We start from the raw sequence: 24,596 nt of genomic DNA, 5'->3' as shown, positions 1-24,596 counted from the left end.
GCTACTCCAGCGCGCTCGCGGCCCGCACGATCGTCTCCTCGCCGTACTTCGGGCCGATGAACTGCAGGCCGACGGGCAGCCCCTCCGACTCCCCGGCCGGCACGGAGATCGCGGGCAGGTCGGCCAGGTTGACGGGGACGGTGTTCGCGTCCGCGAGGTACATCGTCCGCGGGTCCTCGAGCCCCTCGCCGAGCTTGAACGGCGGGACCGGCATCGTCGGCGACGCGAGCACGTCGGCCTGCTCCAGCGACTCGTCGAAGTCCCGCTTGATCCACGCCCGGGCGTCCTGCGCCTTGGCGTAGTACTTGTCGTGGTAACCAGCCGAGAGCGCGAACGTCCCCAGCAGGATTCGGCGCTTGACCTCCGGGCCGAACCCTTCTTCGCGGGCGGTCGCGAACGCCTCGTTCCAGTTGCCCGCCTCGGCGAGGTCGTCGTAGTCGCCGGCCTCGACGGCGTTGAGCCCGTAGCGCGTGCCGTCGAAGCGTGCGAGGTTCGAGGAGGCCTCCGACATCGCGATCACGTAGTACGCCGCGACCGCTTTCTCGACGGAGGGCATCGACACCTCGACGGTGTCGGCGCCCTGGGCCTCGAGGTCGTCGATGGCGTCCCAGAACGTCTCGACGACGCCCTCGTCGGCGCCCTCGAGCAGTTCCGCCGGGACGCCGATCGTCAGCCCCTCGACGTCGCCGTCCGCCGCGGCGGCGTAGTTCGAGCCGTCGCCCTCGTCGACGGTCGTCGCGTCGCGCTCGTCGGCGCCGGCGATCACGTCCAGCAGGCCCGCGGCCTCCTCGACGGTGGGCGCGATCGGGCCGATCTGCTCCAGCGAGTTCGCGTAGGCGACGAGCCCGTAGCGGCTCACGAGCCCGTAGGTGGGCTTGATGCCGACGACGCCGCAGAACGCGGCCGGCGCGCGCACCGAGCCGCCGGTGTCGCTCCCGAGCGCGAGGTCGGCCTCGCCCGCGGCCACTGCTGCCGCGGAGCCTCCGGAGGAGCCGCCCGGCACGCGGTCCGTGTCGACGGGGTTGAGGGTCGCGCCGAAGTGGGAGGTCTCCGTGGTGGTCCCCATCCCGAACTCGTCCATGTTCGCCTTCCCGTTGATCGTCGCGCCGGCCGCTTTCAGGCGCTCGACCACGGTCGCGTCGTACGGCGGCACGTACCCCTCGAGCATCTTCGAGCCGCAGGTGGTCTCGACGCCCTCGGTGGAGATGTTGTCCTTGACCGCGACGGTCTTACCCGCGAGCGGGCCGTCGTCGGCGCCCTCGATGCGCTCCTCGGTGATGTAGGCGTTCAGCTCCGGCATTACGACACCCGCGGCCCCTTGAAGTAGCCGTCCTCGGTCTGGGCGGCGTTGTCGAGCGCCTCCTCCTGGGTGAGCCCCTCCCGGACCTCGTCGGCGCGCATCACGTTCACGAGGTCGGGCTCGCTCTCGACCTCGGGCACCTCGTCGAGGGTCTCGAAGTCCGCGAGCACCGCCTCGAACTGCTCGGCGAACTGCTCGACCTCCTCGTCGTTCAGATCCACCCGCGCGAGGTCCGCCACCTTCCGGACCTCCTCGCCGGTGACTGCCGGCTCGTCTCCGTCGCTCATACCTCACGGTCGCTCGGGACCGGGAGTAAGGGTTTCGGTGAGGCCCGAGCCCGCCGCCGGCGGCCGTTCCCACGCCGCCGCGACGACTGGGCGGCGACGCGACGTCGGCGCCGAAGCGGCCTCGACGTCGCGGAAAAGCTGTCGCCGCCTCAGAGCCCGATCTCGCGACCGATCACGAGATGCTGGATCTCGCTGGTCCCCTCGCCGATCTCCATCAGCTTGGCGTCGCGGTAGAACCGCTGGGGCGCGAAGTCCTCGGTGTAGCCGTAGCCGCCGAGCGTCTGGACCGCCTCCTCGGCGACCTCCCGGGCGGCCTCGCTGGCGTCGAGCTTGGCGAGCGCGGACTCGCGGCTGACCGCCTCGCCCTGGTCGTACGTCCACGCCGCCTTGTGGGTGAGCAGGCGGGCGCGCTCGATCTTCCGGTGCATGTCGACCACCTTGTCCCGGATCGCGTCGAACTTCGAGATCGGCTGGCCGAACTGCTCGCGTTCGGTAGAGTAGTCCCGTGCGGCCTCGTAGGCGCCCTGCGCGAGCCCGGTCGACAGCGCGGCGATGGAGATGCGGCCGCCGTCGAGGGTCTTCTTCGTCTGCTCCCAGCCCTCGCCCTCCTCACCGAGCAGGCGGTCCTCGGGGATGCGGACGTCGTCCAGCTGGATCTCGCAGGTGGGCGAGCAGTTCAGCCCCATCTTGTCCCACACCGTGGTGACCTCGAACCCGTCGTCGTTCTCGGGGTCGACGATGAACGTGGAGATGCCGTCGTAGCCCGCCTCGGGGTCGGTGACGGCCTTCACGAGCACGCTGTTGGCGACGTTGGCGTTGGTGATGAACTGCTTCGTCCCGTTGAGCACGTACTCGTCGCCTTCCTTGACGGCCATCGTGTCCATGTCCGAGGCGTCGGAGCCGCTACCGGGCTCGGTGAGCGCCCACGCGCCCATCCCCTCGCCGGAGGCGAGCGGTTCGAGCCACTCCGCCTTCTGGGCCTCGGTGCCGAACATCTCGATCGGTTTCGAGCCCAGCGAGACGTGGGCGGCGTAGGAGAGCCCGATCCCCCCGGAGACGCGACCGAGTTCCTCGGTGACCAGCGCGTACATCAGCTGGTCGCCGCCGAGGCCGCCGTACTCCATCGAGACGGGGACGCCCATCATGTCCAGCTCGCCCAGCTGCTCGAACACGTCCTCGGGGAAGCGGTGCTCGTTCTCGACCTCCTGGGCGATCGGCTCGATCTCCTCCTCACAGAACTCCCGCACCGTGTCGCGGATCATCCGGTGTTCGTCGCTCGCGACTACGTCCAGCAGACCCGGCTCACTCATGCGCGGTCGTTGGGGCGAAGCAAGCAAAAACCCCGCCGGTCCGCGGTCGGCGTCGACGCCGCAGTCGTCGGCGACGGCCGTGGCCACGGCTGGTCGGCGAGTGAACGAACCGAAAAGCGGCTCAGTCGGCGAGGCGGTGGCTCCACACCCGTCTCAGGGCATGTGGATGCTCTCCTCGGCCTCGAGCAGCTCGTGGTAGCGGTTGCGGATGGTGACCTCGCTGATGTTGGCGACCTCGCTGACCTCGCTCTGGGTCACCTTCTCGTTGGTCAGCAGCGACGCGGCGTAGACGGCGGCGGCCGCGAGGCCGACCGGCGACTTGCCCGAGTGGACCTCCTGCTCCTTCGCGGTCTGGAGCAGCTGTCGCGCGCGGCGCTCGGCCTCGTCGGAGAGCCCGAGGTCGCTGGCGAAGCGCGGGACGTACTGCTCGGGGTCGGCGGGCTGGATCTCCAGCTTGAGCTCGCGGACCACGTAGCGGTAGGTGCGGGCGATCTCGTCCTTCTCGACGCGGGAGACGGCGGAGATCTCGTCGAGGCTGCGCGGGGTGCCGGCCTTCCGGGCGGCGGCGTAGAGGCTGGCCGTCGAAACGCCCTCGATCGAGCGTCCCGGGAGGAGATCCTCGGAGAGGGCGCGCCGGTAGATGACGGAGGCGGTCTCGCGGACGTTCTCCGGGAGGCCGAGCGCCGAGGCCATGCGGTCGATCTCGCCGAGTGCCTGCTTCAGGTTGCGCTCCTTCGAGTCACGGGTCCGGAACCGCTCGTTCCACGTCCGGAGCCGCTGCATCTTCTGTCGCTGGCTGGCCGAGAGCTGGTTGCCGTAGGCGTCCTTGTCCTGCCAGCCGATGTTGGTCGACAGCCCCTTGTCGTGCATCATGTTCGTCGTCGGGGCGCCGACGCGAGACTTCTCGTCTTTCTCGCGGGAGTCGAACGCGCGCCACTCGGGGCCGTGGTCGATGCTGTCCTCGTCGACCACGAGACCGCAGTCCTGACAGACCGTCTCGCCGTGTTCGGTGTCGGTCGCGAGACTGCCGCCGCACTCCGGACACTGGAGCTCGTCGACGGACTCCTCCTCGGTCTCTTCCTCGCTCTGTGCGGCCTCGGCACGCTCACTGGTGTACGCTTGTACTTTGTCGCTCATTGGGTGTGGATGGGGGGAGAGACAGATGCGTCTGGACTGCAGTCGTCTCACTTCCGGGTAACGCGCCAAGGGTTTTAAATCTACTGGCTCATTTCCGCTCAGACATCTGGGGTATGAAGTCGAGAGAACGGCTGATACGGCCGAATTTGGGAAATATCCGGAACGAAGGTGACAGACCCAACCCGCCGGCGGCGGCTACTTGAGGGTTTCGTCCCGAGTACCCCCACCCTTTATTGAGCGTTTCGCCGGGAGTAACGCGCGCCGAAACCCGTTGGCGCGGCCGGATCGGTAATCGATCGGCGATCGGGACCGAACTCGAGAAAGGGGGACCGCCGCTCGTCAGACCTGGGCCGTGAGCGCGGTCGTGATCCGGCGCTCGACCGCGTCCATCCGCTCCAGCACGCGGGTTCCGTCGGCGAGCACGGGGTAGGTGGCGTCGATGTCCTGGTAGAGGTAGCGGTAGACGGACTCGCTGTCGCGCCGTTGCCAGCCGAACGCGACGCCGTCCTGGACCTGCTCCTGTCGGCGCTCGAGCGTCGACGAGAGCGAGTCCCGGGCGTCGTCGAGTCGGTCGTAGCGCTCCTGCAGATCGTCGAACGAGCGACGGCGGAGCCGCTGGCCGTCGACGGCCTCACAGCTCGCGGCGGCGGCCTCCAGCGCCGCGCCAGCCCGTTCGAGGCGCTCGCGCTCCCTGTCGAGCGTGTCCAGGTAGCGCTCCCGGCTGGTCACGCCCTCCTCGGCGCTCGCCAGCACGGCCCGCTTGACCTGTGGCGAGAGCGCGTCGTTGGCCAGCACCGCGCCGGCGACGCCGTCGCCGAACTCGTTGGCGATGTTGACCGGGAACGACTCGCCGTAGTCCCGCTCGTAGTGGGGCACGTCCATCACCGTCTCGCGGTACGCGGTCCGCAGCTGCTCCATCCCGCCGGCGCTCGTCGTCGCCCCCACGACGCCGACGCCGCCGGCATCGACGGTGGACTTCGGCCCCGACGGCGAGAGCCCCTCGATCCGGGAGACGAACGCCTCCAACGCGTCCTGCTCGGCGGTGATCGCCTCGTACTCCACGCGGAGCGCCTCGAGGGCGGCCCGCACGTTCGCCCGCGGCGCGAACAGCAGCCCCGTCGCGAGGCCGGCCCAGAGCACGAGCCCCACGAGCGAGCCCGCGAGCGCTTCCAGACAGCCGAACGCGCCGCTGCAGGCCGCCACCTCCCCTTCGATCCGTGGAGCGAGACTGTACGAAGCAGGCATCTACTGTGTGAACCTCTACCGTGGAGCTACTTGAAACATCCGAATGCGGCGACGATCGACGGATGGCGGCCGGATCGACAGACCGAAGGTCGCCCCCGCCGAGACGTGCCGGCATGGTCAAGATGGTCGTCCTGCTGGTCCGCGAGGAGTCGCTCAGCTACGAGGAGTTCCGCAGTTACTGGGAGGAGGAGCACGCTCCGCTGGTCGAGGAGCTACCGGGCGTCGAGCGCTACGTCACCTCCCACCCGACCGATCCCGAGAAGAGCGCCTACGACGGCGTCGCGGAGGTGTACTTCGAGGATATGGCGACGCTGGGCGCCGCGTTCGACTCCGACGCCGGCGAGGCGCTGCTGGCCGACGCCGAGGAGTTCTCGGACCAGGACGCCGGCGAAGTGCTGTACATGGACGAGGAGACGCGGTTCGTCGCCGACTGAGGCTCACTCCCCGGACGGGTCGTCGGCCGACTCGTCGACGGCCTCCACGGTAGCCCCGGCGTCTGCGTCCTCGCTGTCGCTCCCTCCAGAACCGCCCTCCTCGGCGGCGTCGACGGCCTCCGAACCGGCCTCGTCCGAGGAGCCGTTCTCGTCCGCCGGGACGGAGACGCCTGCCACGTCCGCGAGCACCCCGTCGTCGTCGGCGTCGTCGCCGGTCGGTTCGCGCGCCAGCTTCGGCGGGTCGTACACGACGGCCAGCTCCTCGGTGACGGCGTAGAACCGACCCGAGCCCGGATCCTCGACGACGCCGGTTCCGGCGTCGATGGCGAAGTCGACCACGTCCGCGAGCGACTCGGCCTCCGCCCGCGTCCGGTCCTCGAACGTCGGCGAGAGGCGGGCCCGCACGATCCACTCGTCGAACTCCGCGCGGTCGTCGCGGTACGCGAGCAGGTCGCGCTCGGCCGCGGAGAGGCTGAACGCGTCCCGCCGGCGGCCGAGAGCCAGCCCCGCCAGCCCGGCCGCGCCGACGAGGAACAGCAGCGGGCCGCCGAGCGACCATAACGGCCCGTACTCGCGTGGCGTACTGACGGCCTGCGTCGTCGTCATCGGTTCGCTCCCGGCCGTCTCCGGGCCGACCGTGTACGACCCGCCGTCGACGCTCACCGGGAGCCGGTGGGTGAACGAGAGATCCGCCGACCCCCCGTCGACGGCGCCCGCCACGGTCACGTCGACCGCGACGAACGTGGCGATCTCACCCTGCGTGTCGCCCAGCGCCGACTGGATCGCGGAGCGGCGCTCGGCGACCTCGGTCGCGTTCAGCGTGAACCCCAGGCGCGTCGACTCCCCCGGCGCGAGCGAGTCGACACTGGTCGAGTCGAGCGCCGTTCGATCCGTCCAGTACACCGTCCCGTCGCTGCTCGACTGGATCACCAGCGACGCGGCCAGGTCGACCGTCGCCGGCGCGGCGTCCCGGCCGGTGTACGTCAGTGCGTACTCGCCGTCGAGCTCCGGCGACACGCCCGTGTAGTACGTCGACCGGTTCGAGAGCGTCGAGCCGACCGGGAACACGGGGTTCTCGCGGGTCACCTCGGCGGCGTGGTGGTACGTGCCGTCGGCCGTCCAGTGGGTCCGCTCGACCTGCTCGGTCGTGCTGCCCGGATCCACGTGGGCGGTGTACGCCGCGGCACCCCCGACGAACGCGAGGGCGACCAGCACCGCCGCCAGCACGGCGAACCACGAGCCCACGATCGCCCGGCCCCTGAGTCTGGACCTCCCCTGAGTCATGGACGTGACTGTGGGATGACGTTACATAGGACTATTGGTCAGCCGACAGGAGAACTCAGCGTGTCAGATAGCGGAGCAGCCGCCGCCACGTCGAGCGGTTGTGGCGCGAACTCCGGCGCCGAACCCTGACGCGGCGGCCGCCGAGCACGACCAGCCCCAGCAGCGCGACGGCGCCGGCGAGCGCGACGTCGATGGCCAGGATCGGCAGCCACGGGTGGACCTCGTACAGCGCGTCGATCACCGGCACCGGGAGCAGCGCGAGGTAGCGGTGTTCGGTGACGAACCGCCGGTAGTAGCCGGTCTCCGGCGGCGCCGACAGCGTCATCTCCACCGTCGCCTCGCTCCGGCCGCCGACGCGGACGCGCTGGGGCTCGATCGCGACGCCGTCGCTGCCGGGTTCGACGTACGCCACGACGGGCACCACCCCCGCGTTCGGCACCGTGTAGGGGAGCGTCGTCGACCCGCCCTGCTCGATCACGGTCGGGTTCTCCGAGGCGAACTCCGCGCTCACGACCCCGAACTGCTGGGTGCCCGCCGGCACCACCATCGCCGCCGTCGCCGACGCGACGAGCACCCCCGCGAGGACGAGGACGACGAGGCCGGGCGAGAACCCCTGATCGCGGCTGCGGTCACGGTCGCGGTCGCGCTCCTCGCCGTCGCCGGCGACCACGTCGTAGAGGTACAGCAGCGCCGACAGCCCGAGCAGGAGGTACGCGAGCCCCTGTGTGCCCAGCAGCGCCCGGGAGCCAGTCATGACGGCGAGTCGCTGCTGCACCGCGGTGAACGCGCCCTGCAGCCCGGTCACCAGCGTGCCGAGGTTGGGGATCACTACGACGCTGCCCCCGATCTGCAGCGCCTCGGCGACGATCTGTCCCTCCTTCACCGGGGGCTCGTCGCCGTCCTGATCGGTGAACGGGTTGGCGTCGCCGCGCGTCACGTACCCCCGTTCGGTCTCGCCGACGACGCGGTGGGTCGTGAGCCCCCCGCCCTGGAGCTCCTCGGCCCGGAACACGATCACGTCGCCCTCCTCCACGTCGCCGGCGACGGCGGCTGGGACGGCGACGAACCCGTCGCCCGGCTCGAGCGTCGGCTCCATGCTCCCCGTCTCGACGTACCCCAGCAGCACGGGCGTGCCGAGCACCTGGCCGAGCAGCAGCGACGCGACGACGAGCACGAGCGCCGCCTCGGCGCCCAGCGTCAGGAGTCGGCGGGGAGTCATCCAGTCAGCCCAAGGGTTGTGTTAGTCTGACAAAAAGCCTCCGTCGGCGCCGCCGTCGACGACGCCGGCGACGATCGCGCTGTAGGGGACGATGAACCCCAGGCAGAACCCAAGCAGGTGGACGTAGACGTTCACGATTCCGCCGTCGGCCGTCACCGTGCTGAACCCGACGTACTGGTAGCCCAGCAGCGCGACCGCGCCGAGGACGCCCGCGTCGAGCCAGCCCGCCCGGAGGTTGACCGGCGGGTCGCCCCGTCTGGAGCGTCGCGCCGCGACCACGTAGACGGCGGCGAGCACGGCGCTCGCGACGCCGACGCCGCGGGCGGTTCCGCTCGGGAGCGCGACGATCGAGATCGTCACGATCGCCCCGAAGAACAGCGCCGGCGCGTCCCGGAGCCGGATCCGGTCGTCGAGCCGCGCGCCGTAGGCCACCAGCACCAGCGCGAGCAGTCCCGAGAACGCCATGTTGAGCCCCGAGAGCCCGAAGCCGACGGCGTCCCGCGGCACCGCGAGGTTCAGCCCCGACAGCACCGGTGGGAACGCGACCAGGTACGTCGCCGTGGTGACCCAGAACAGCCGCCGATAGCCCGCGAGCCCGGCGAGCACGTACGCGAACCCGGTCACCAGCACGTAGCCGAGCAGGTTCGCCGCGAGGTGGGCCGCGTCGAAGTGGACGACGTGGGCGGTGTAGGCGGTGAGCAGCGACGGCTCGCGGTAGACGAACGCCAGCGCCTCCCGGCGCGCGACGGGAAGCGCGAACGCGGCGAGGGCGACCGCGGGAACCAGCGAGAGCGCCAGACAGTCCCGGAGTCGGACGGCCTCCCGCAGTGCCACGGTCAACGACCGCTCGCCCGGTCGAGCCATGTGCGGTCGCACGGCCCAACCTGTCAAAAGGCTACCTCCTCGGTCGGTCACGGTCGCGGCGTGCGCCGGGCCAGCACCAGCACCACCGCGAGGATGGCCAGCAGCCCGACCAGCCCCAGCAGGCTCTCCAGGCCGAACCCGCCGGGCTCGGCGACCGGGGGCTCGGTCGGCGAGTCAGTCGTCGCTGTCGCGCTCGTGGCAGTAGCGGTCGGGGTTTCGGTGGCCGTGGCGTCCGCCGCGGCGACGGTGAAGCTCCCGGTCTCGACGCCGTCGACGCTGACGGTGTACTCGCCGGGTTCCTCGCGCACGACCGGGACGGACATCTCCGTCGTCGATCCGGGCGCCACTTCGACGGTCCGCTCCGCGGCGATCTCGCCGTCCACGCGAACGGTCACGGTCCGGTTGCCGGTGCCCGAGCCGGTGTTCGAGACCGACGCCGTCACGGTGACCGCCTCGCCGGGGGCCACCGTTTCCGTCGAGAGGGCGGCGTCGTCGACGGCGAACCGCGGTTGCTCGAGGGCGACGACGAACGTCGAGAAGCCGGGCGTCTCGGCGTCGAAGCTGACGCGGCCGTCGCGGTCGCCGGTCGCGGTCACGTCGAGTTCGGAGAGCGATCCGTCGGCGTAGCGGTAGACGGCGAGGTGCTCCGTCTCGATCCCCCGGTCGGCGACGAACGACGGGGCGGCGCTGAACGACATCGTCGCGGCCGAGACGTTGCCGGCGGCGACGGTCATCCGCACCGCGCCCAGCGGCTCGGCGCCGGCGTCGACGACGGCCGCCCCCGCCTCACCCGGGTCGGTGGCCGCGGCCCGCACCGTGTACGAGCGGTTCGGGCTGGTCACCGCGAGCCGGTCCAGGGTGAGGTTACCGCCGCTGAGGAGCGCGAGCGGGCCGGCGTCGAACTCGGTCGACGCCCCGGGTTCGGCGCTGAGGGCGGTGAACCGGCGGGAGTCCTCGGTCGGCGCGACCACCCGCGTCGCGAACCCGTCGACCGACGCGGTTTCTGTCGCGGTGTCCGCGGCGAGCTTGTTGGTGTCGCTGGCGGCCGTCGCGGGCTCGGCCACCCGCGAGTGGATCGTGATGTCGTCCACGAACCCGTCGACGCGGCCCGTCGTGTCGACCGTGAGCGAGACGGCGACGGACTCGTTGGGCGCGAGCGTGACGTTGTTCGCCTCGGACTGGATCGGCTCGCCGTCGACGGCGAACGTCACGGCGTCGGAGCCGTGTGTCAGCCAGACGTGGGCGTACCGGGAGCCGTTGTACCGCACCCGGAACACGTCGCCGATGGTCGTCCGGCCGTCGGCGTTGACGCCCTCGCCGTCGATGTCGGGGTTGGAGGGAGAGAGGTCGACGACGAGCTCGTCGTCGGCGTCGAGGTAGGCGTAGTCGCTGCTCGGCGCCAGGGCTACGTCTTCGCCGAGCTGGTCGGTCGGGCCGGCGAACAGCGGCGAGGCTGCCGACGGGAACGCGAACGTTCCGGCGAGGACGAGCGTGATGGCGAGGGCGAGCGTTCGGCGGTTCACTGTGGATCGATTGTTTCGTGATCCCCGCCCCGCAGGCGGGGGTGTTACCTCTCAGTTACCATGCACGTACCGTAGTATTGGTACCGCTGAACTGGGTTCAGGGAGTGCTTGTACCGCCGCTGACCTGGCCGGTGGTGTCTACACGCTGTTCAGGAGGCGCGTGTCGCGACCTCGAAACGAGTTCCCTCAGAGACAGGTGAACGACAGGCGTCTGACGTTGTATGAGCGGTTCGGAGCCTACAACTATCCCCTTCTCGTCCGTGGGTTTCGTCGGAAATGGCGGTTAGTATCAGATTACAGTACAAGACGAGAACCGGGGAATATAGCGTTCAGGCCGCTCCTGATGCTGTTTCACGAACTTCGCAGATTTATGACTACCCTACCTATCTACTAAACTATACCTAGTGTTTATGTGGCACTACACTAACATTCTCACTGTGTCATCCTCAACGCAGAGCCGCCAACAGGGGGAGGTTGCCGGCGAGGTGGTCTCGGGATCGGTCGGGGCGGAGTCCCCGAACCTCTCCGACGACGAGCTGTTCGAGGTGCTCTCGAACCGCCGTCGTCGATACACCGTCCACGCACTGGAGGAGACGGATGGCGCAGCAGAGATCGGCGACGTGGCCGAACAGGTAGCCGCCTGGGAGTACGACGTGGCCGTCGACGAGGTGTCCTACGAGGAGCGAAAGCGGGTGTACACGGCGCTCCAGCAGTCACACCTCCCGATGATGGACGAGGCGGGCATCGTGGAGTTCAACAAGGACCGGGGGCTGGTCGAGCCGACGGCGTCGCTGAACGACATCGAGGTGTACATGGAGGTCGTTCAGGGGAACGAGATCCCCTGGAGCGTCTACTACCTCGGGCTCTCGGGCGTCGCCGCCACGCTCACCGGGGCGGTGTTCCTCGAGGCCTGGCCGTTCGCCCTGTTCCCCGACGTGGCGTGGATGAGCGCCCTCACCGCGATGTTCGCCGTCTCCGCGGTCGCCCACACGTACTACGCCCGGGGGCAGCGCATCGGCGAGAGCGACAAACCGCCCGAACTCAGGCGAGAATGAACCACCGACGCGCGGTCAGCGTCCTGTTCGCAGCTGCGGCGGCGACGATGCTCGTCACCGCGAGCTTCGGCTTCACCGGCGTCAGCGCCGACCGCGGCGTCTCGGTCGCCGTCGTCGAGTCCGAGAACGCGTACGTGGGGGTCTCCGTCTGTGAGACGGACAGGGGCAGTGATAACGGCTCGAACCCGGTGAAGGTCACCGTCTCCAACCAGTTCTCCGCGCCGTTTACTGTCACGTTGATCTCGGGTGACGGCAAATCAGTGGAACCGAACCCGAACAAGGCCGAAATCGAGCCCGGTGATACCAGGATGTACCCCAACGCGTTCGGCGAGGAGCAGGTGACGGTCGAGGTCGTCGGCGGCCTCGACGCCTCCGTCACCGCGGAGGTCGGTGAGCAGTGTACTAATGGCATTTCCGCTACCACCCACGGGAACGGAACGGCGACGCCGACTGTGACGCCGACCCCGAGTTCGAACGACACTGCCACCGAAACGCCGACTCCCGAACCGACGGCGACACCGACACCGACCCCCACGCCGGACGACGCCTGATTCGCCCCAGCCCGCTCAGACCGCGCCCTCTTCCTGCAACCGTTCGATCTCCTCGTCGCTGTACCCCAACTCCGAGAGCACCGCCTCGGTGTGCTCGCCGAGCAGCGGCGGGTGGCGCCGCGCGGTCGCGGCGTACTCCCCGAACTGCATCGGCGACCCCGGGAGCTCGAGCTCGCCCGCGGTCGGGTGGCTGACGCGCTGGCGCATCCCGCGGGCCTCGACCTGCGGGTCGTCGAACGCCTCCAGCACGTCCCGGATGCGGCCGACCGGCACGTCGTTGGTCCGGAGCAGGTCGACGACCTCGTCGACGGTCTCGTCGGCGAACGCGTCGGTGAGGATCGACTCCAGTTCGTCGCGGTTGTCGACGCGGCGCTCGTTGGTCTCGAAGCGCGGGTCGTCGACGAGATCGGGGCGGTCGATCGACTGGCAGAGCCGGTGCCAGATGGCCTGGCTCGCGCAGGCGACGACGACGTAGCCGTCGGCGGCCTCGAACGCCTGGTACGGCGCGATGTTTGGGTGTCGGGAGCCCATCCGCTCGGGCGCCTCGCCGGAGGCGAACCCGTCGGTCGCCATGTACGTGAGCCAGCCCAGCAGCGCGTCGAACAGCGCGATGTCGACGCGGTCACCGCCCTCGTCCGCGAACTCCCGGCGGAACAGCGCCGCCAGGATCGACTGCGTGGCGTACATCCCCGCCGCGAGGTCGGCGACGGCGACGCCGACGCGCACGGGCGGGCGTCCCTCCTCGCCGGTGATGCTCATCATCCCGCCCTCGGCCTGCATCATCAGGTCGTACGCCGGGCGCTCGGCCTTGGGGCCGTACTGGCCGTACCCAGTGATGGAGCAGAACACCAGCCCCGGGTTCCGCTCGCTGAGCGTCTCGTAGTCGAGGTCCCACTCCGCGGCTTTCCCCACCCGGAAGTTCTCCAGCACCACGTCCGCCTCCGCGGCGAGGTCGCGGAACGTCTCGCGGCCCGCCTCTGTGGTGAGGTTCAGCGTGATCGAGCGCTTGTTCCGGTTGATGCTGGCGTAGTAGGAGGCCACCTCGTCGCCGAACGCCGGCGGGGTCCAGTGGCGGGTCTGGTCGCCGCCGTCGGGTCGTTCCACCTTGATCACGTCGGCGCCGAGGTCGCCGAGCTGCATCCCGCAGAACGGGCCGGCGAGCACGCGCGAGGCGTCGAGCACGGTGACGCCGTCGAGCGGGCCGGTCGGGTCGTCGCTCATGCCCCGACTCCGACGGCCCAGCGGCTTAGTGGTTCCCACATCCGCGAGCGCACCGACGCGCCGGATCGACCCGGAACCCGACGGCTCAGTGGTCCACGACGCCCGTTTCGGCCAGTCGATCCGGCAGCGCGGTCAGGTCGCCGTCGACGGGGACGTAGCGCCCGCCGTGGCGGTCGATCCCGCCGTCGGCGTCGGGGTCGTCGCCGACGTGAACCAGCGCGTCGACGGGGACATCGAGTTCGGCGGCGACCGCGGCGAACGCCCGCCGGTCCGGCTTGCGCCAGCCCACGTCGAGGCTCGTCACGACCGTGTCGAACTGGTCGCGGAGGCCGACCCGCGAGAGCGTCCGCGGGACCAGTCCCGGGACCGCGCAGTTCGAGAGCACCCCCGCCGGGGCGTCGACGGCGGCGAGGGCCGCCTCGGCGCCAGGGAGGACTGAGGCCTCCCGGTCGAAAGCGTCGAGCACGGCGGCCTCGACCACTCCGGGGTCGGCGTCGACGCCGCGGCTCGCGAGCGCCCGTCGCGTGTGAACCGGCAGCGAGAGCTCGGCCCGCTCGGCGGGGTCGACGTACCGGTCCGCGTACGCGTCGGCCCAGTCGGCCGGCACCTCGACGCCGCGCTCGGTCAGCCGTGTCGCGATGGCCTCGGCCGGGTCGGGCGGGCGGGGGACCGAGACGAGCGTCCCGAAGCAGTCGAACGAGGCGGCGGGGCCCGTTCGGCGGTCGGTCATCGGCCCGACGTTCGCTCGGGAGCGCGCTAAGGCTTTTGACTGCCGGCACCGCCGGCCATCGGGTCCCTTCAGTCACGGATCACGATCGCCCGTGCGACCCTGTCGTGTACCACGGCAACATTTACCACTCCGTAGCACCCATCACGAATCGATGGTCGGCCCTCAGTTCGTCTGCCGGGAGTGTACACGGACGGTGAGCAACCGCTCCTACCGGGCGCTCTGTCCGGACTGCGGCGGCGAACTCGGCCGACAGCGCTTGCGCTAACTGCTCGTCGGCGCCGCCGAAGAAAACGGTCGGCCGGGGCTACAACCGAGTCAGGTTGGTCGCCCGCGGCCCCTTGTCCGCCTGTTCGATGTCGAACTCCACCTCCTGCCCTTCCTCGAGGTCGGGGCCGCCGACGTCCTCCATGTGGAAGAACACGTCGTCGTCCGCGTCCTCGGTCTCGATGAAGCCGTACCCTCCGGTGTCGTTGAAGAACGCAACCTTGCCTGTCGCCATCGCTATCTCCGGTTTTCGTCTTGTGCGTGCTCGGATATATATGTGTGGGTAAGTCACACGCGACTCACGTGAACGCGTATCAAGACTGAAGTGGGTTCACAGCCTCCAACGGGGGTATGTACCGCGCCGATCCTTGTCCCAGGTTGGACGCCAACTACGACCCGAGCGAGCGGGTCGACGACTGGACCGTCTCCACCCCGGTCAGCACTGCTGAGGCCATCGACGACGGCGAAACCGGCCCTCACGGCGACGCGCTCGTCGCCGCGCCAACCGCATCCTCTCGATGACCCGAGACGACGGTTCGGCCGACGGGGCGGGTGCCGACGGCGGTCACCGCGTCGCGCCGGAGCTGCTGCCCGGCGCCGAGGGACGACCGCTCTCGGACGTGACGGTGCTCGAGTTGGGCCACATCATCGCCGGCCCGTTCTGCTCGATGCTGCTGGCCGATCTCGGTGCCGAGGTGATCAAGGTCGAGCACCCGAACGGCGGCGACGCCGTCCGGGATTCCTCGGCGGTCGGCAACAGCTCGTTCAACTACGTCAACCGCAACAAGCTCGGCGTCACAGTCGACCTGAAGTCCGAGGAGGGGAGCGCGGTGTTCGCCGAGCTCGTCGAGGAGGCGGACGTGCTGATCGAGAACTTCGCGTCCGGCACCGCCGACCGCCTCGGCGTTGGGTACGACGACCTGAAGGAGATCAACGAGGAGCTGGTGTACTGCTCGATCAAGGGGTTCAACGAGGGCCCCTACGAGGAGTACCCCGCGCTCGACCCGGTCGCCGAGGCGCTGTCGGGCGTGATGAGCGTCACGGGCCGCCCCGGCCAGCCGCCGGTGCGCTGTGGCACCAGCCTCGCGGATATGGCCGCCTCGCTGTACGGCGCCATCTCCATCCTCGGCGGCGTGCGCCAGCGCGACGCGAACGGGGAGGGGCAGCACGTCACCGTCCCGCTGTACGGGAGCACCGTCTCGCTGATGGGCTACTGGCTCGCGTACACGCAGGCCTACGGGAGGGCGGCCGACCCCATCGGCGCCGGCCACCCCAACTGGGCGCCGTACAACGCCTACCAGTCCGCCGACGGGGAGTGGGTGTTCGTCGGCCCGTCTTCCCAGCGGCAGTGGGAGGCGATGTGCGAGGCGCTCGACGTGGACCTCCACGAGGAGGAGCGCTTCGCCACGCTCGAGGACCGGCGTGGGAACCGCGAGGCGCTCGACGAGCGCGTCGGCGCGGCCTGCGAGCAGTTCGACGCCGAGGAGCTCATCGCTCGCCTGCGCGACGCTGGCGTCCCGGTGGCGCCGATCAACGACACGCAGGACGTGGTCGACGACCCGCACCTCCGGCAGACCGACGCGTTCGGCTCGATCCGCGCGACGGAGGGCGAGGGTGGCGACATCGACGTGCCGCGCTACCCGGCACGCTCGACGGGGTTCGACCGCGTCGAGAATACCGATCCGCCCGAGCTCGGCGAGGACACCGACGCCGTGCTGGAGGCGCTGGGGTACGACGCGGCGGAGCGCGAGCGGCTCAGGGATTCAGGGGCGGTATGAAGCTCCTCGACCTCACGCTCCGGGAGGGCGAGCAGCGCCCCGCCGTGGCGTACAGCGTCGACCAGAAAGTCGGCGCCGCCCGCGAACTCGACGCGCTGGGCGTCGACTACCTCCAGATCGGCTTCCCGGTCGCCGACGAGCGGACTCGCCGGGCCTGCGACCGCCTCGACATCGAGGCCGACATCACGGGGCTCGCCAGAGCCGTTCCGGGCGACGTGGAGGCCGCGCTCGACGCCGGCGTCGACGTGGTGGACCTGTTCGCGCCGACGAGTGACAGACAGCTCGACGCCGTGCTCGGTTCCTCCCGCGAATCGATGGTCGAGTCGGTACAGGAAGCCGCCGAACTCGCCAGGGAGGGCGGCGCCGACGTCCAGTTCACCGCGATGGACGGGTTCCGCACCGATCCGGCCCACCTCGACGACCTGTTCGCGGCGGTCGACGCCGACTGGTACACGGTCGCGGACACGGTCGGCTCCCGGACCCCGGCGGGCGTCGAGCAGTTCCTCGCCGACCTCGACACGGACCTCGACGAGATCGGCGTCCACTTCCACGAGGATCTCGGCGTCGGCACGGCGAACGCGCTGGCGGCGGGCCGCGCGGGCGCCGGGAAAGTCGACGTGTCCGTCGGCGGCATCGGCGAGCGCGCCGGGAACACGCCGACCGAGGAGCTCGTCGCCGCCGCCGCGGTCGGCGAGGAGCCAGTCGATCTCGCGGTCGACGAGTCGTCGCTGCTCCCCGTCGCCGAGCGCGTGCTGGACGCGCTGGGCGAGGACGTCGAGCCGACGAAACCGCTGCTCGGCGCCGAGGTGTTCTCCCACGAGTCCGGCCTGCACACCGCCGCGATGCTCGAGGAGCCGTCGACGTTCGAGCCGTTCGAGCCGGCCCGGTTCGGCGGCGAGCGCCGGCTCCTGTTCGGCGGGAGCACCGGCGCGGGCGCGGCCCGGAAGCTGCTCGAACGCGCCGGCCGGGAGCCCACTGACGACCGAGTCGAGGAGCTGCTCGATCGACTCGCTGAACGCGACGAGGCGGTCGGCGTCGACGAGGCGGTCGAGTTGGCCGGCGAGGTGGACGCGTAGCCGGGCCCGCCGCCGACAGCACCTTTTTGCTGACACCAACCGACCGACGCGTATGGACAGAGACACGATAAGCGACGACACCCACGGCGTCGTCTACGAGTTCGCGCCCGAGATGGAGCCGGTCCGGACGGTCGAACCCAACACGAGCCTCACGTTCGAGACCCGGGACAGCCTGAACGGGGCGATCCAGAGCGACGACGACCTGCTCGACCAGATCCCCGACGAGGTCAACGCCGCCACCGGCCCCGTCGCCGTCGAGGGCGCCGACCCCGGCGACGTGCTCCGGGTCGAGATCGAGGACGTGCGCCTCGCGGAGGACCGCGGGCGGGTCGTCACCACCCCTGGGTTCGGCCTCATGCAGGACGACGCGGACGTGGAGGCCCCCTTCACCCGGATCACGCCAGTCGAGAACGGCGAGAACTACGACGACGGCCGGCCGCGGGTGCGGTTCGGCGAGCGCTCGATCCCGGCCGACCCCTGCATCGGCACCATCGGCGTCGCGCCCGCGATGGAGTCGTACACGACGCTCGTCCCACACGACCACGGCGGCAACCTCGACACCAACGACGTGAGCGCGGGCTCGGTGCTCTACCTCCCGGTGTTCCAGTCGGGCGCGATGCTCGCGATGGGTGACTCGAAGGCGGTGATGGCCGACGGCGAGATGTGCGGCACGGGCGCCGAGATCGCGACCGACGTGGACGTGACCGTCGACGTGATCTTCGACCCGGCGTTCGACCTCGAGCGGCCGCTGATAGACACCGGCGACGAGTGGAAGACCGTCGCCAGCGCCGAGACGATGGAGGAGGCGGCGAAGCTGGCCCACAGGGACGCGATGAAGCTGCTCTCGTACGAGCACGGCTACAGCCCGACCGAGGCCCACACGTTCGGCAGCCTCGTCGGCGGGCTGGAGATCTCGCAGGTCGTCGACCCGCTGGTGACGGTGCGGAACGCGATCCCGGCCGAGCACGTCTCCTCGCCGTTCTGACCGTCAGGCGGACAGTAGCTCCAGCAGGAGCGCCTGCTGGGTCGGCTTGCGGTTGCCGGCCTGCTGCCAGACGACCGACTGCTCGCTCTCCAGGGCGGCGTCGGTGACCTCCTCACCGCGGTTGGCGGGCAGGCAGTGCAGCAGCTTGGCGCCGCCGGCGAGCAGCGATTCGTCGACCTGGAACCCGTCGAACGCGGGCAGTTTGTCCGCGCGGCTCTCGCTCTCGCCCATGCTCATCCACACGTCGGTGTACACCGCGTCGGCGCCGGCGACGGCGGCCTCGGGGCTGTCGAACTGTGCCGGCTCCCCGCCGAGCGAGGCGGCGGTCGCGACCGCCTCGTCGTCGACGCCGTACCCCGCCGGCGTCGCGAGGCGCAGGTCGACGCCAGCGAGCGCGCAGCCGACGACGAGCGAGCGCGCGACGTTGTTGCCGTCGCGACCCACGCGAGCGTCGTCTCCTCGAGCGTCTTGCCGGACTCCGCCGCGATCTCCCTAAGCGTCAGCAGGTCGGCGAGCGTCTGGCAGGGGTGGGCGTCGTCGGTGAGCGCGTTCACCACCGGCACGTCGGCGTAGTCGGCGAGTTCCTCGAGGTCGGCGTGGCCGTTCAGCCGCGCGACGACCGCGTCGACGTACAGCGACAGCGCGCGGGCGGTGTCCTTGATCGGCTCGCCGTGGCCGAGGTGGATATCGTCCTGGCCGAGGAACGTGGGGTGACCGCCGAGCTCGGTCACGCCGGCCTCGAAGGAGGTCCGGGTGCGCGTCGACGGCTTCTCGAACACCATCGCCACGGTCCGATCGTCCAGCCGTGCCGTCTCCTCGCCGGCCTTGATCGCGGCGGCGCGGTCGAGCAGCCGGCCGAGCGCCGACGGCGAGAGCTGGTCGATCGTGAGCAGGTTCGTCGGGAACGTGGGAACGGTGTCGTTGTCGTACATCGGTTTGAGTCGGTCAGTCGGTGAGCTGTGCACAGGCGGTCGTCAGGACGGCGCTCGCGCGGTCGAACGCGGCGAGCGGCAGGCGCTCGTCGGGCGCGTGGTCGAGGCTGGCGTCGCCGGGGCCGTAGGTGACGGTCGGCACGTCCCAGGCGTCGGCGTACAGGTTCGCGTCGGCGGTCCCGGTCTTGTGGAGGTGGGTCGGCTCGCCGCCGGCCTCGCGGATCGCCGTCCGGAGCGCCGCGGGCAGCGGGCCGCGGGCCGAGGCGACGTGGGGCGGGATCGACTGCCCCCACGCGATCTCCCCCGCGTCGAGGCAGTCCTCGACGACCGCGCGAACGGAGTCGGGCGTCTCGCTCGGCGGCACGCGGAACCGCGTCGCCATCGACGCCGCCACCGCCGTCCCGTCGTCTGTGGGCCCGCCGTCGACGGACGCCGCGGTGGCGGTGATCGTGTCGAAGCCGCCGGGCGCTTCGTCGGCGTTCGCCGCCTCGACGGCGGCACGGACGCGCTCCCACCACGCGGTCGCGTGGTCGATCGCGGTCGCCTCGGGACGCGCGCCGTGGCCGGCCGGAGTCGTGACGGCGTACTCGCCGGCGACGATCCCGCGGTAGCCGAGCGTGATCGCGTCCCAGCCCGAGGGCTCGCCGTTGATCACTGCCGCCGGCGCCTCGCGGTCCTCTATCAGGTGGCGCGCGCCGCGGGAGTCGGTCTCCTCGCCGACGACGCCGACGAACGAGGCGCCGGTTTCGACCGCGGCGACGGCCATCGCCGCCAGCGCGCCCGTGGCGTCGACGCTGCCGCGACCCCAGAGCACGGGGCCCACAGCGCCGAGTTCGTCGTCCCCGTCCTCGACGCGGACCGGGATCTCGCCCGGCACGGTGTCGACGTGGGAGGTGAGCAGCACCGCGTCGTCGCCCGGCGCGCGGACGTTGCCGGCCTCGTCGATCCACGCCTCGCGGTCGTGCTCCTCGAAGAAGCCGGCCAGTCGGTGTGCGGCGGCGGACTCGTCGCCGGAGTGCGACGGCGTCGAGACGAGGTCGGCCAGCAGTCGGCGCCCGGTCGTGTCGAGGACGCCCTCGGCGCCCGGGATCGCCGCGGCCGGGTCGGCGGAGACGGTCACGAGAGCACCTCCACGAGGCTCGCGACCACGCTGTCGGCGTGGCCCTCGTCGATCACGAGCGGCGGGAGCAGGCGCACGACCGAGCGCCCGGCGGGGAGCGCGAGCACGGCTTCCTCGAGCGCGAGATCGCGCAGTACGCGCATCGAGCCGCGCTTGACCTCGATGCCGATCAGCAGCCCCTCGCCGCGCACCTCGCGCACGGGGAGGTCGTGGGCGTCGACGGCCGCGCGAAGTTCCGCGCGGAGGTGCTCGCCGACCGCGGCCGCGTTCGCGGGCACGTCGCGGGCCTGGATCTCGGTCAGCGTCGCCCCCGCAGCGGCGGCGACGAGCGGGTTGCCGGCGAACGTCGAGCCGTGGTTCCCCGCGCCCTCGGCGATCCAGTCCGCACAGAGCGTCACCCCCAGCGGGAGGCCCGAGGCGACGCCTTTCGCGGCCGTCAGTACGTCGGGGACGACGCCCGCGGACTCGCAGGCCCACATCGTCCCCGTGCGGCCGAGGCCGGTCTGGATCTCGTCGAGGACGAGCGCCGCGCCCGCGTCCTCGGTCACCTCGCGGGCGGTCTGGAGGTACGCGTCGCCGGCGGGGTGGACGCCGCCCTCGCCCTGGATCGGCTCGAGGAACACCGCCGCGGTCTCGTCGTCGACGGCGTCGGCGAGCGCGGCGGCGTCGCCGTAGGGGACGAACTCGACGCCGCCCGGGAGCGGGCCGAACGGGTCGCGGTACTCGTCCTTCCAGGTCAGCGAGAGCGCGCCGAGCGTGCGGCCGTGGAACGCGCGCTTCGCGACGACGACCTTCTCGCGGCCCGTGGCAGAGCGCGCGAACTTCAGCGCGGCCTCGTTGGCCTCGGTGCCGGAGTTGGGGAGCCACACCTTCGAGATGTCGCCCGGCGCGACGGCGGCCAACTGCTCCTGCAGCGCGGTGCGCGCGGCGACTGGGTAGGAGCCCTGGACGTACAGCAGGTCCTCGGCCTGCTCGCTGATCGCGTCGACGACCGCCGGCGGCGAGTGCCCCAGCGGCGTGCAGGCGTAGGAGGCGCCGAAGTCGAGGTACTCGGTGCCGTCGCTGGCGGTGAGCGTCGCGCCCTCGCCGGACTCGATCGAGATTGGCTTCTCCGAGAACACGAACCCCTCTCCCGTCACGCAGACTCACCCCCGGCCGGTTCGGCAGGTTCGGTGACGGCCGCGGGGGCGATCCACGTCCCGTGGCCCGCCAGCGCGGCGAGCAGGGGCTTGCGGAGCCCGGCGTCGGAGACGACGACGCCCGCGGCGCCGCCGGTGAGCGCCTCCTCCGCGGCGTGGACCTTGCGGCTCATGAACCCCTCCGCCGCGGCCTCGACGGCCGCGAACTCGGCGGGCGTCGACGCCTCGTCGATGAGCGTCTCGGGATCGTCGGGGTCCTCGTAGACGCCTTCCACGTCGGTGAGGAGCACCAGTTCGGCGCCGAACTCGGCCGCGAGCAGCGCGGCCACGCGGTCGGCGTCGGCGTTGGCGGCGGTGCCGTCGTCGGCCAGCATCGGCGGCGAGACCGTCGGCACGTAGCCGTCCGCGAGCAGGGAGCCCAGGAGGTCGGCGTTGACCGACTCCGGCTTGCCCGCGTGGTCGCCGCGGCGGATCTTCCGCTTGCCGTCCTCGACCACGCGGACCGCGGACTTGCGCGAGCCCGTGACGAGGCCGCCGTCGACGCCCGAGAGCCCGACGGCGTTGACCCCCGCCGCGCGGAGGTCGGTCACGAGTTCGGTGTTGAGCTTGCCGGGGAGCACCATGGAGAACACTTCGAGCGTCTCTTCGTCGGTGAACCGGCCCGAGACGCCCGCGGGGGTCTCGACGTACTCCGGCTCCTCGCCGAGTGCTTCGAGGGTGTCGTCGACGGCCGTCGAGCCGCCGTGGACGACGACGACCTCGCGGCCGCTGGCGACGACGTGGGCCACGTCCTCGATCACGCCCGCCGGGTCGACCGCGCGGGCGCCGCCGACCTTCACGACCAGCGGCGGCTCGTCCGGGCCGACGACCGCGTTGGACTCGCTCACGGCGATCCCACCGGGTGGAGCCCCTGCTGTGTCAGGCCGGCCGTCTCCTCCAGACCGAACGCGAGGTTGGCGGCGTGGACCGCCTGCCCCGCGGCGCCCTTCATTACGTTGTCGATGGCCGCGAACGCGACGACGCGCTCGCCGTCGGCGGCGAAGCCGACCTCCGCGAGGTTCGTGCCCGCGACGGATTTCGGCTCGGGGTAGCGGTAGACGCCGCCCCCGCCGGCCACGAGCCGGACGAACGGCTCGTCCTCGTAGGCGTCGCGGTAGGCGCTCCAGAGGTCGGCAGTGCCGACCGTGCCGACGGCCCCGGTCGGGAACGTGTGGCAGGTCGCGGCCGCGCCGCGAACCATGTCGACCGCGTGGACCGTGAAGGAGAGCGAGAGCCCCAACTGGGCCTCGATCTCGGCCTCGTGGCGGTGGCCAGTGGGCGCGTACGGGCGGACCACGCCCGAGCGCTCCGGGTGCGACGACGCCGCGCCGCCGCCGGCGCCGCCCTCCGAGGAGCCGACCTTGAGGTCGGCGACGACCCGATCGTCGGGCAGCAGGAGGCCGGCATCCACGAGCGGCTTCAGCGCGAGCATCGTCGCCGTGGCGTTGCAGCCGCCCGAGGCGACGATGTCGGCGCCCTCGAGCCCGTCGCGGCCGAGTTCCGGGAGCGCGTAGGTGGCCCTCTCGAGGTACTCCGGCGCCGTGTGGCCGTCGTACCACTCGTCGTACGCCGCCTCGCTGTCGAGACGGAAGTCCGCCGAGAGGTCGATCAGCGTGTCGGCGGCGTCGAGGTACGACTCGACGTTGGCCATCGAGACGCCGTGGGGCGTCGCCGCGAACAGCGCGTCGACGCCGTCGAGCTCGGCGGGGTCGGTGAAGCGCAGGTCGAGTTCGCGGAGGTTCGGGTGGACGTGGCCCACCGTGCGGTTCTCGTACTCGCGGGAGGTCGCCTGCACGAGCTCGAACTCGGGGTGGGCCGAGAGCAGGCGGAGCAGCTCCCCGCCCGCGAAACCGGAGGCGCCGACGACGCTCGCGGTGAGGGTCACGGCTGTACCTCCGCCGGCGTGGCCTCGTTCCCGGCCTCCTCGGCGGCGACCTTCGCCTCCAGCCAGTCGACGACCGTCGCCGCAACGTCCATGTCGACGGCCGCGTTGAGCGCCTTGAACTCGACGGTGTGGTTGACCTCGTGGACGGTGTACTCGTCGTCGGCGCCGTCGCCATCGAGTTCCATGAGGTCGACACCGAGCAGGCCGCCGCCGACGGCCGCGCTGGCCTCGCGGGCGAGCTGCTCGACTTCGGCGGGCAGGTCGAACGACTCGGTGTCGGCGCCCGCGGCGGCGTTGGTGAGCCAGTGGTCGGAACTGCGGCTCATCGCCGCCACGGGCTCGCCGTCGACGGTCAGCACGCGCAGGTCGCGGCCGGGCTTGTCGACGAACTGCTGAACGTAGAACACGCTGTGCTCGTAGTGCCCCAGCGTCTCCTTGTGTTCGAGCACGGCCTCGGCGGCCGAACGCGACTCGAGTTTCGCCATCAGTCTGCCCCACGACCCGACGACCGGCTTCAGCACGCAGGGGTAGCCGAACGACTCGATCGCCTCGAGCGCCGACTCCGTGGTGAACGCGACGGTGGTCTCCGGCGTCGGCACGCCGGCTTCCGAGAGCGCGAGCGTCGTCTCGACCTTGTCCGAGCAGACCTTCGCGGTCTCGGGGCTGTTGACCACCGGGAGGTCGTAGTGCTCGACGAATCGGCTCGCGTAGCGCGAGCGGGAGGTCGCCATGCAGCGGTCGAGCACCACGTCACACTCGCCCAGCGGCTCGGGCGGCGCGTCGAGGCCGAACGTCGCCTGGCGCACGTCGACCTTGTGGACCTCGTGGCCGCGCTCGCGCAGCTCCGTCAGCAGGAGCTTCTCGTCCGGGCGGATGCGGGAGTAGAGCAGACCGACCTCCATCACTCCCCCCAGTCCTCCGCGAGCTCGGGCGCCTCCGCCAGTTCGGCGGGGTCGACGCCCAGTACTTCCAGCTCCGTGCCACAGCTCCCGCAGTCGACGATCTCGCCGACCTCGACGTCCTCGGGGAGTGCGACGCTGTCACCGCAGGTGACGCAGTTGGCTGCTGTCATCGTACTCCGAGGGAGGCGACGGGAGTACTTTAATCCATCTATTCAATCACTGCAAAATAAACGCGTAGCTGGCTCTATTCGTCGAATTCGGACGAATCGGTGCCGCGCGGAAACCGCCGCGACGGCGCGAGTGGAGTAGTGGCCCG

Annotated in this window: 26 protein-coding genes and 1 pseudogene; 8 read left to right on the top strand and 19 right to left on the bottom strand. The window is 71.0% G+C overall.

Going from position 1 to position 24,596, the window contains the following annotated elements; all coding sequences use genetic code 11:
- Position 1: 1 nt before the first annotated feature.
- The 5 genes from gatA to ACP95_RS12305 all read right to left on the bottom strand — a co-directional run bounded on the left by gatA (position 2) and on the right by ACP95_RS12305 (position 5,279).
- Positions 2-1,300 carry an Asp-tRNA(Asn)/Glu-tRNA(Gln) amidotransferase subunit GatA gene (gene gatA / locus ACP95_RS12325; protein WP_049981492.1) on the bottom strand — a complete coding sequence of 433 codons (1,299 nt, stop codon included), beginning with the start codon at positions 1,298-1,300 and terminating at the stop codon, positions 2-4.
- The gene (gatC, locus tag ACP95_RS12320) at positions 1,300-1,587 is read right to left on the bottom strand and encodes an Asp-tRNA(Asn)/Glu-tRNA(Gln) amidotransferase subunit GatC (protein ID WP_049981491.1); all 288 of its coding nucleotides are present in this window, start codon (positions 1,585-1,587) and stop codon (positions 1,300-1,302) included. The genes gatA and gatC overlap by 1 nt, the downstream gene beginning before the upstream one ends.
- A gap of 149 nt (positions 1,588-1,736) precedes the next feature.
- Positions 1,737-2,897: an acyl-CoA dehydrogenase family protein gene (locus ACP95_RS12315; RefSeq protein WP_049981490.1), complete on the bottom strand. Its 1,161-nt coding sequence runs from the start codon at positions 2,895-2,897 to the stop codon at positions 1,737-1,739.
- Between the two features lie 153 nt (positions 2,898-3,050).
- A complete protein-coding gene (locus ACP95_RS12310; RefSeq protein WP_049981489.1) occupies positions 3,051-4,034 on the bottom strand; it encodes a transcription initiation factor IIB in 984 nt (327 codons plus the stop codon).
- A 339-nt stretch (positions 4,035-4,373) separates the two neighbouring features.
- Positions 4,374-5,279, bottom strand: coding sequence for a DUF7260 family protein (locus ACP95_RS12305; RefSeq protein WP_154018543.1), 906 nt, complete (start codon positions 5,277-5,279; stop codon positions 4,374-4,376).
- 113 nt (positions 5,280-5,392) lie between these two features.
- Between ACP95_RS12305 and ACP95_RS12300 the strand changes: the two genes are divergently transcribed.
- A complete protein-coding gene (locus tag ACP95_RS12300; RefSeq protein ID WP_049981487.1) occupies positions 5,393-5,713 on the top strand; it encodes an EthD family reductase in 321 nt (106 codons plus the stop codon).
- 3 nt (positions 5,714-5,716) lie between these two features.
- Here the strand turns inward: ACP95_RS12300 and ACP95_RS15825 are convergent, their stop codons facing one another.
- Genes ACP95_RS15825 through ACP95_RS12280 form a run of 4 tightly spaced genes read right to left on the bottom strand, consistent with a single transcriptional unit; the run spans position 5,717 to position 10,603 of the window.
- Positions 5,717-6,997, bottom strand: a complete 1,281-nt coding sequence (locus ACP95_RS15825) for a DUF5305 domain-containing protein (protein ID WP_154018542.1) — start codon at positions 6,995-6,997, stop codon at positions 5,717-5,719.
- A 55-nt stretch (positions 6,998-7,052) separates the two neighbouring features.
- Complete coding sequence (locus ACP95_RS12290) at positions 7,053-8,216, bottom strand: signal peptidase I (protein WP_049981485.1); 1,164 nt, start codon at positions 8,214-8,216, stop codon at positions 7,053-7,055.
- Between the two features lie 21 nt (positions 8,217-8,237).
- Positions 8,238-9,080: a hypothetical protein gene (locus ACP95_RS12285; protein ID WP_049981484.1), complete on the bottom strand. Its 843-nt coding sequence runs from the start codon at positions 9,078-9,080 to the stop codon at positions 8,238-8,240.
- A gap of 47 nt (positions 9,081-9,127) precedes the next feature.
- A complete protein-coding gene (locus ACP95_RS12280; RefSeq protein ID WP_049981483.1) occupies positions 9,128-10,603 on the bottom strand; it encodes a PGF-pre-PGF domain-containing protein in 1,476 nt (491 codons plus the stop codon).
- 485 nt (positions 10,604-11,088) lie between these two features.
- Here ACP95_RS12280 and ACP95_RS12275 point away from each other — a divergent pair, with 485 nt between their 5' ends.
- On the top strand, positions 11,089-11,658 hold the full coding sequence (locus tag ACP95_RS12275; RefSeq protein ID WP_049981510.1) for a DUF7344 domain-containing protein: 570 nt from the start codon (positions 11,089-11,091) through the stop codon (positions 11,656-11,658).
- Entirely contained in the window at positions 11,655-12,209 is a 555-nt protein-coding gene (locus ACP95_RS16155) for a hypothetical protein (RefSeq protein ID WP_049981482.1), read from the top strand. Before ACP95_RS12275 ends, ACP95_RS16155 begins: the two co-directional genes overlap by 4 nt.
- A gap of 15 nt (positions 12,210-12,224) precedes the next feature.
- Here ACP95_RS16155 and ACP95_RS12265 read toward each other — a convergent pair whose 3' ends face one another.
- Positions 12,225-13,430 carry a CaiB/BaiF CoA transferase family protein gene (locus ACP95_RS12265; RefSeq protein ID WP_049981481.1) on the bottom strand — a complete coding sequence of 402 codons (1,206 nt, stop codon included), beginning with the start codon at positions 13,428-13,430 and terminating at the stop codon, positions 12,225-12,227.
- An 85-nt stretch (positions 13,431-13,515) separates the two neighbouring features.
- Complete coding sequence (locus ACP95_RS12260; protein ID WP_049981480.1) at positions 13,516-14,160, bottom strand: HAD family hydrolase; 645 nt, start codon at positions 14,158-14,160, stop codon at positions 13,516-13,518.
- A gap of 151 nt (positions 14,161-14,311) precedes the next feature.
- Between ACP95_RS12260 and ACP95_RS16385 the strand changes: the two genes are divergently transcribed.
- Positions 14,312-14,425: a hydrogenase maturation nickel metallochaperone HypA gene (locus ACP95_RS16385; protein ID WP_237560443.1), complete on the top strand. Its 114-nt coding sequence runs from the start codon at positions 14,312-14,314 to the stop codon at positions 14,423-14,425.
- 39 nt (positions 14,426-14,464) lie between these two features.
- Here ACP95_RS16385 and ACP95_RS12255 read toward each other — a convergent pair whose 3' ends face one another.
- Positions 14,465-14,659, bottom strand: coding sequence for a cold-shock protein (locus ACP95_RS12255; RefSeq protein WP_049981479.1), 195 nt, complete (start codon positions 14,657-14,659; stop codon positions 14,465-14,467).
- Positions 14,660-14,775: 116 nt separating this feature from the next.
- Between ACP95_RS12255 and ACP95_RS15815 the strand changes: the two genes are divergently transcribed.
- Genes ACP95_RS15815 through ACP95_RS12240 form a run of 4 tightly spaced genes read left to right on the top strand, consistent with a single transcriptional unit; the run spans position 14,776 to position 18,263 of the window.
- On the top strand, positions 14,776-14,946 hold the full coding sequence (locus ACP95_RS15815) for a hypothetical protein (protein ID WP_154018541.1): 171 nt from the start codon (positions 14,776-14,778) through the stop codon (positions 14,944-14,946).
- Positions 14,943-16,202 (top strand): CaiB/BaiF CoA transferase family protein, encoded by a 1,260-nt coding sequence (locus tag ACP95_RS12250; protein ID WP_082224681.1) that lies wholly within the window; start codon positions 14,943-14,945, stop codon positions 16,200-16,202. Before ACP95_RS15815 ends, ACP95_RS12250 begins: the two co-directional genes overlap by 4 nt.
- Positions 16,199-17,278, top strand: coding sequence for a LeuA family protein (locus tag ACP95_RS12245; protein ID WP_049981478.1), 1,080 nt, complete (start codon positions 16,199-16,201; stop codon positions 17,276-17,278). Before ACP95_RS12250 ends, ACP95_RS12245 begins: the two co-directional genes overlap by 4 nt.
- A gap of 52 nt (positions 17,279-17,330) precedes the next feature.
- Positions 17,331-18,263, top strand: a complete 933-nt coding sequence (locus tag ACP95_RS12240; protein ID WP_049981477.1) for an acetamidase/formamidase family protein — start codon at positions 17,331-17,333, stop codon at positions 18,261-18,263.
- A 3-nt stretch (positions 18,264-18,266) separates the two neighbouring features.
- Here the strand turns inward: ACP95_RS12240 and argF are convergent.
- The 7 genes and pseudogenes from argF to lysW form a co-directional block, all read right to left on the bottom strand.
- Positions 18,267-19,195: pseudogene (gene argF, locus ACP95_RS12235) on the bottom strand (ornithine carbamoyltransferase).
- 13 nt (positions 19,196-19,208) lie between these two features.
- Positions 19,209-20,315, bottom strand: a complete 1,107-nt coding sequence (locus ACP95_RS12230) for a [LysW]-lysine hydrolase (protein ID WP_082224680.1) — start codon at positions 20,313-20,315, stop codon at positions 19,209-19,211.
- Positions 20,312-21,454, bottom strand: coding sequence for an aspartate aminotransferase family protein (locus ACP95_RS12225; RefSeq protein WP_049981476.1), 1,143 nt, complete (start codon positions 21,452-21,454; stop codon positions 20,312-20,314). The genes ACP95_RS12230 and ACP95_RS12225 overlap by 4 nt, the downstream gene beginning before the upstream one ends.
- Complete coding sequence (locus ACP95_RS12220; protein WP_049981507.1) at positions 21,451-22,347, bottom strand: acetylglutamate/acetylaminoadipate kinase; 897 nt, start codon at positions 22,345-22,347, stop codon at positions 21,451-21,453. Before ACP95_RS12220 ends, ACP95_RS12225 begins: the two co-directional genes overlap by 4 nt.
- Positions 22,338-23,378 (bottom strand): N-acetyl-gamma-glutamyl-phosphate reductase, encoded by a 1,041-nt coding sequence (gene argC, locus ACP95_RS12215; RefSeq protein ID WP_049981475.1) that lies wholly within the window; start codon positions 23,376-23,378, stop codon positions 22,338-22,340. Before argC ends, ACP95_RS12220 begins: the two co-directional genes overlap by 10 nt.
- Positions 23,375-24,280, bottom strand: a complete 906-nt coding sequence (gene lysX / locus ACP95_RS12210) for a lysine biosynthesis protein LysX (RefSeq protein ID WP_049981474.1) — start codon at positions 24,278-24,280, stop codon at positions 23,375-23,377. Before lysX ends, argC begins: the two co-directional genes overlap by 4 nt.
- The gene (lysW, locus tag ACP95_RS12205) at positions 24,280-24,450 is read right to left on the bottom strand and encodes a lysine biosynthesis protein LysW (protein ID WP_049981473.1); all 171 of its coding nucleotides are present in this window, start codon (positions 24,448-24,450) and stop codon (positions 24,280-24,282) included. The genes lysX and lysW overlap by 1 nt, the downstream gene beginning before the upstream one ends.
- Positions 24,451-24,596: the final 146 nt, after the last annotated feature.

Origin of the sequence: Halolamina rubra (genome assembly GCF_000739555.1) — an archaeon.
GTDB classification, from domain to species: domain Archaea; phylum Halobacteriota; class Halobacteria; order Halobacteriales; family Haloferacaceae; genus Halolamina; species Halolamina rubra.
The sequence above is the reverse complement of the archived record's forward strand: the minus strand, read 5'-3'. Positions and strand labels throughout refer to the sequence as shown.

Excerpts from the sequence above, each read along its gene's own strand:
- ACP95_RS12260 (WP_049981480.1), bottom strand. The coding sequence starts at position 14,160 with ATGACCGACCGCCGAACGGGCCCCGCCGCCTCGTTCGACTGCTTCGGG.
- ACP95_RS12250 (WP_082224681.1), top strand. The coding sequence starts at position 14,943 with ATGACCCGAGACGACGGTTCGGCCGACGGGGCGGGTGCCGACGGCGGT.
- ACP95_RS12300 (WP_049981487.1), top strand. The coding sequence starts at position 5,393 with ATGGTCAAGATGGTCGTCCTGCTGGTCCGCGAGGAGTCGCTCAGCTAC.
- ACP95_RS12255 (WP_049981479.1), bottom strand. The coding sequence starts at position 14,659 with ATGGCGACAGGCAAGGTTGCGTTCTTCAACGACACCGGAGGGTACGGC.
- ACP95_RS12285 (WP_049981484.1), bottom strand. The coding sequence starts at position 9,080 with ATGGCTCGACCGGGCGAGCGGTCGTTGACCGTGGCACTGCGGGAGGCC.
- ACP95_RS15815 (WP_154018541.1), top strand. The coding sequence starts at position 14,776 with ATGTACCGCGCCGATCCTTGTCCCAGGTTGGACGCCAACTACGACCCG.
- ACP95_RS12290 (WP_049981485.1), bottom strand. The coding sequence starts at position 8,216 with ATGACTCCCCGCCGACTCCTGACGCTGGGCGCCGAGGCGGCGCTCGTG.
- ACP95_RS12265 (WP_049981481.1), bottom strand. The coding sequence starts at position 13,430 with ATGAGCGACGACCCGACCGGCCCGCTCGACGGCGTCACCGTGCTCGAC.
- ACP95_RS16385 (WP_237560443.1), top strand. The coding sequence starts at position 14,312 with ATGGTCGGCCCTCAGTTCGTCTGCCGGGAGTGTACACGGACGGTGAGC.
- gatA (WP_049981492.1), bottom strand. The coding sequence starts at position 1,300 with ATGCCGGAGCTGAACGCCTACATCACCGAGGAGCGCATCGAGGGCGCC.
- ACP95_RS12315 (WP_049981490.1), bottom strand. The coding sequence starts at position 2,897 with ATGAGTGAGCCGGGTCTGCTGGACGTAGTCGCGAGCGACGAACACCGG.
- ACP95_RS12240 (WP_049981477.1), top strand. The coding sequence starts at position 17,331 with ATGGACAGAGACACGATAAGCGACGACACCCACGGCGTCGTCTACGAG.
- gatC (WP_049981491.1), bottom strand. The coding sequence starts at position 1,587 with ATGAGCGACGGAGACGAGCCGGCAGTCACCGGCGAGGAGGTCCGGAAG.
- ACP95_RS15825 (WP_154018542.1), bottom strand. The coding sequence starts at position 6,997 with ATGACTCAGGGGAGGTCCAGACTCAGGGGCCGGGCGATCGTGGGCTCG.
- ACP95_RS12310 (WP_049981489.1), bottom strand. The coding sequence starts at position 4,034 with ATGAGCGACAAAGTACAAGCGTACACCAGTGAGCGTGCCGAGGCCGCA.
- ACP95_RS16155 (WP_049981482.1), top strand. The coding sequence starts at position 11,655 with ATGAACCACCGACGCGCGGTCAGCGTCCTGTTCGCAGCTGCGGCGGCG.
- lysW (WP_049981473.1), bottom strand. The coding sequence starts at position 24,450 with ATGACAGCAGCCAACTGCGTCACCTGCGGTGACAGCGTCGCACTCCCC.
- ACP95_RS12245 (WP_049981478.1), top strand. The coding sequence starts at position 16,199 with ATGAAGCTCCTCGACCTCACGCTCCGGGAGGGCGAGCAGCGCCCCGCC.
- ACP95_RS12305 (WP_154018543.1), bottom strand. The coding sequence starts at position 5,279 with ATGCCTGCTTCGTACAGTCTCGCTCCACGGATCGAAGGGGAGGTGGCG.
- lysX (WP_049981474.1), bottom strand. The coding sequence starts at position 24,280 with ATGGAGGTCGGTCTGCTCTACTCCCGCATCCGCCCGGACGAGAAGCTC.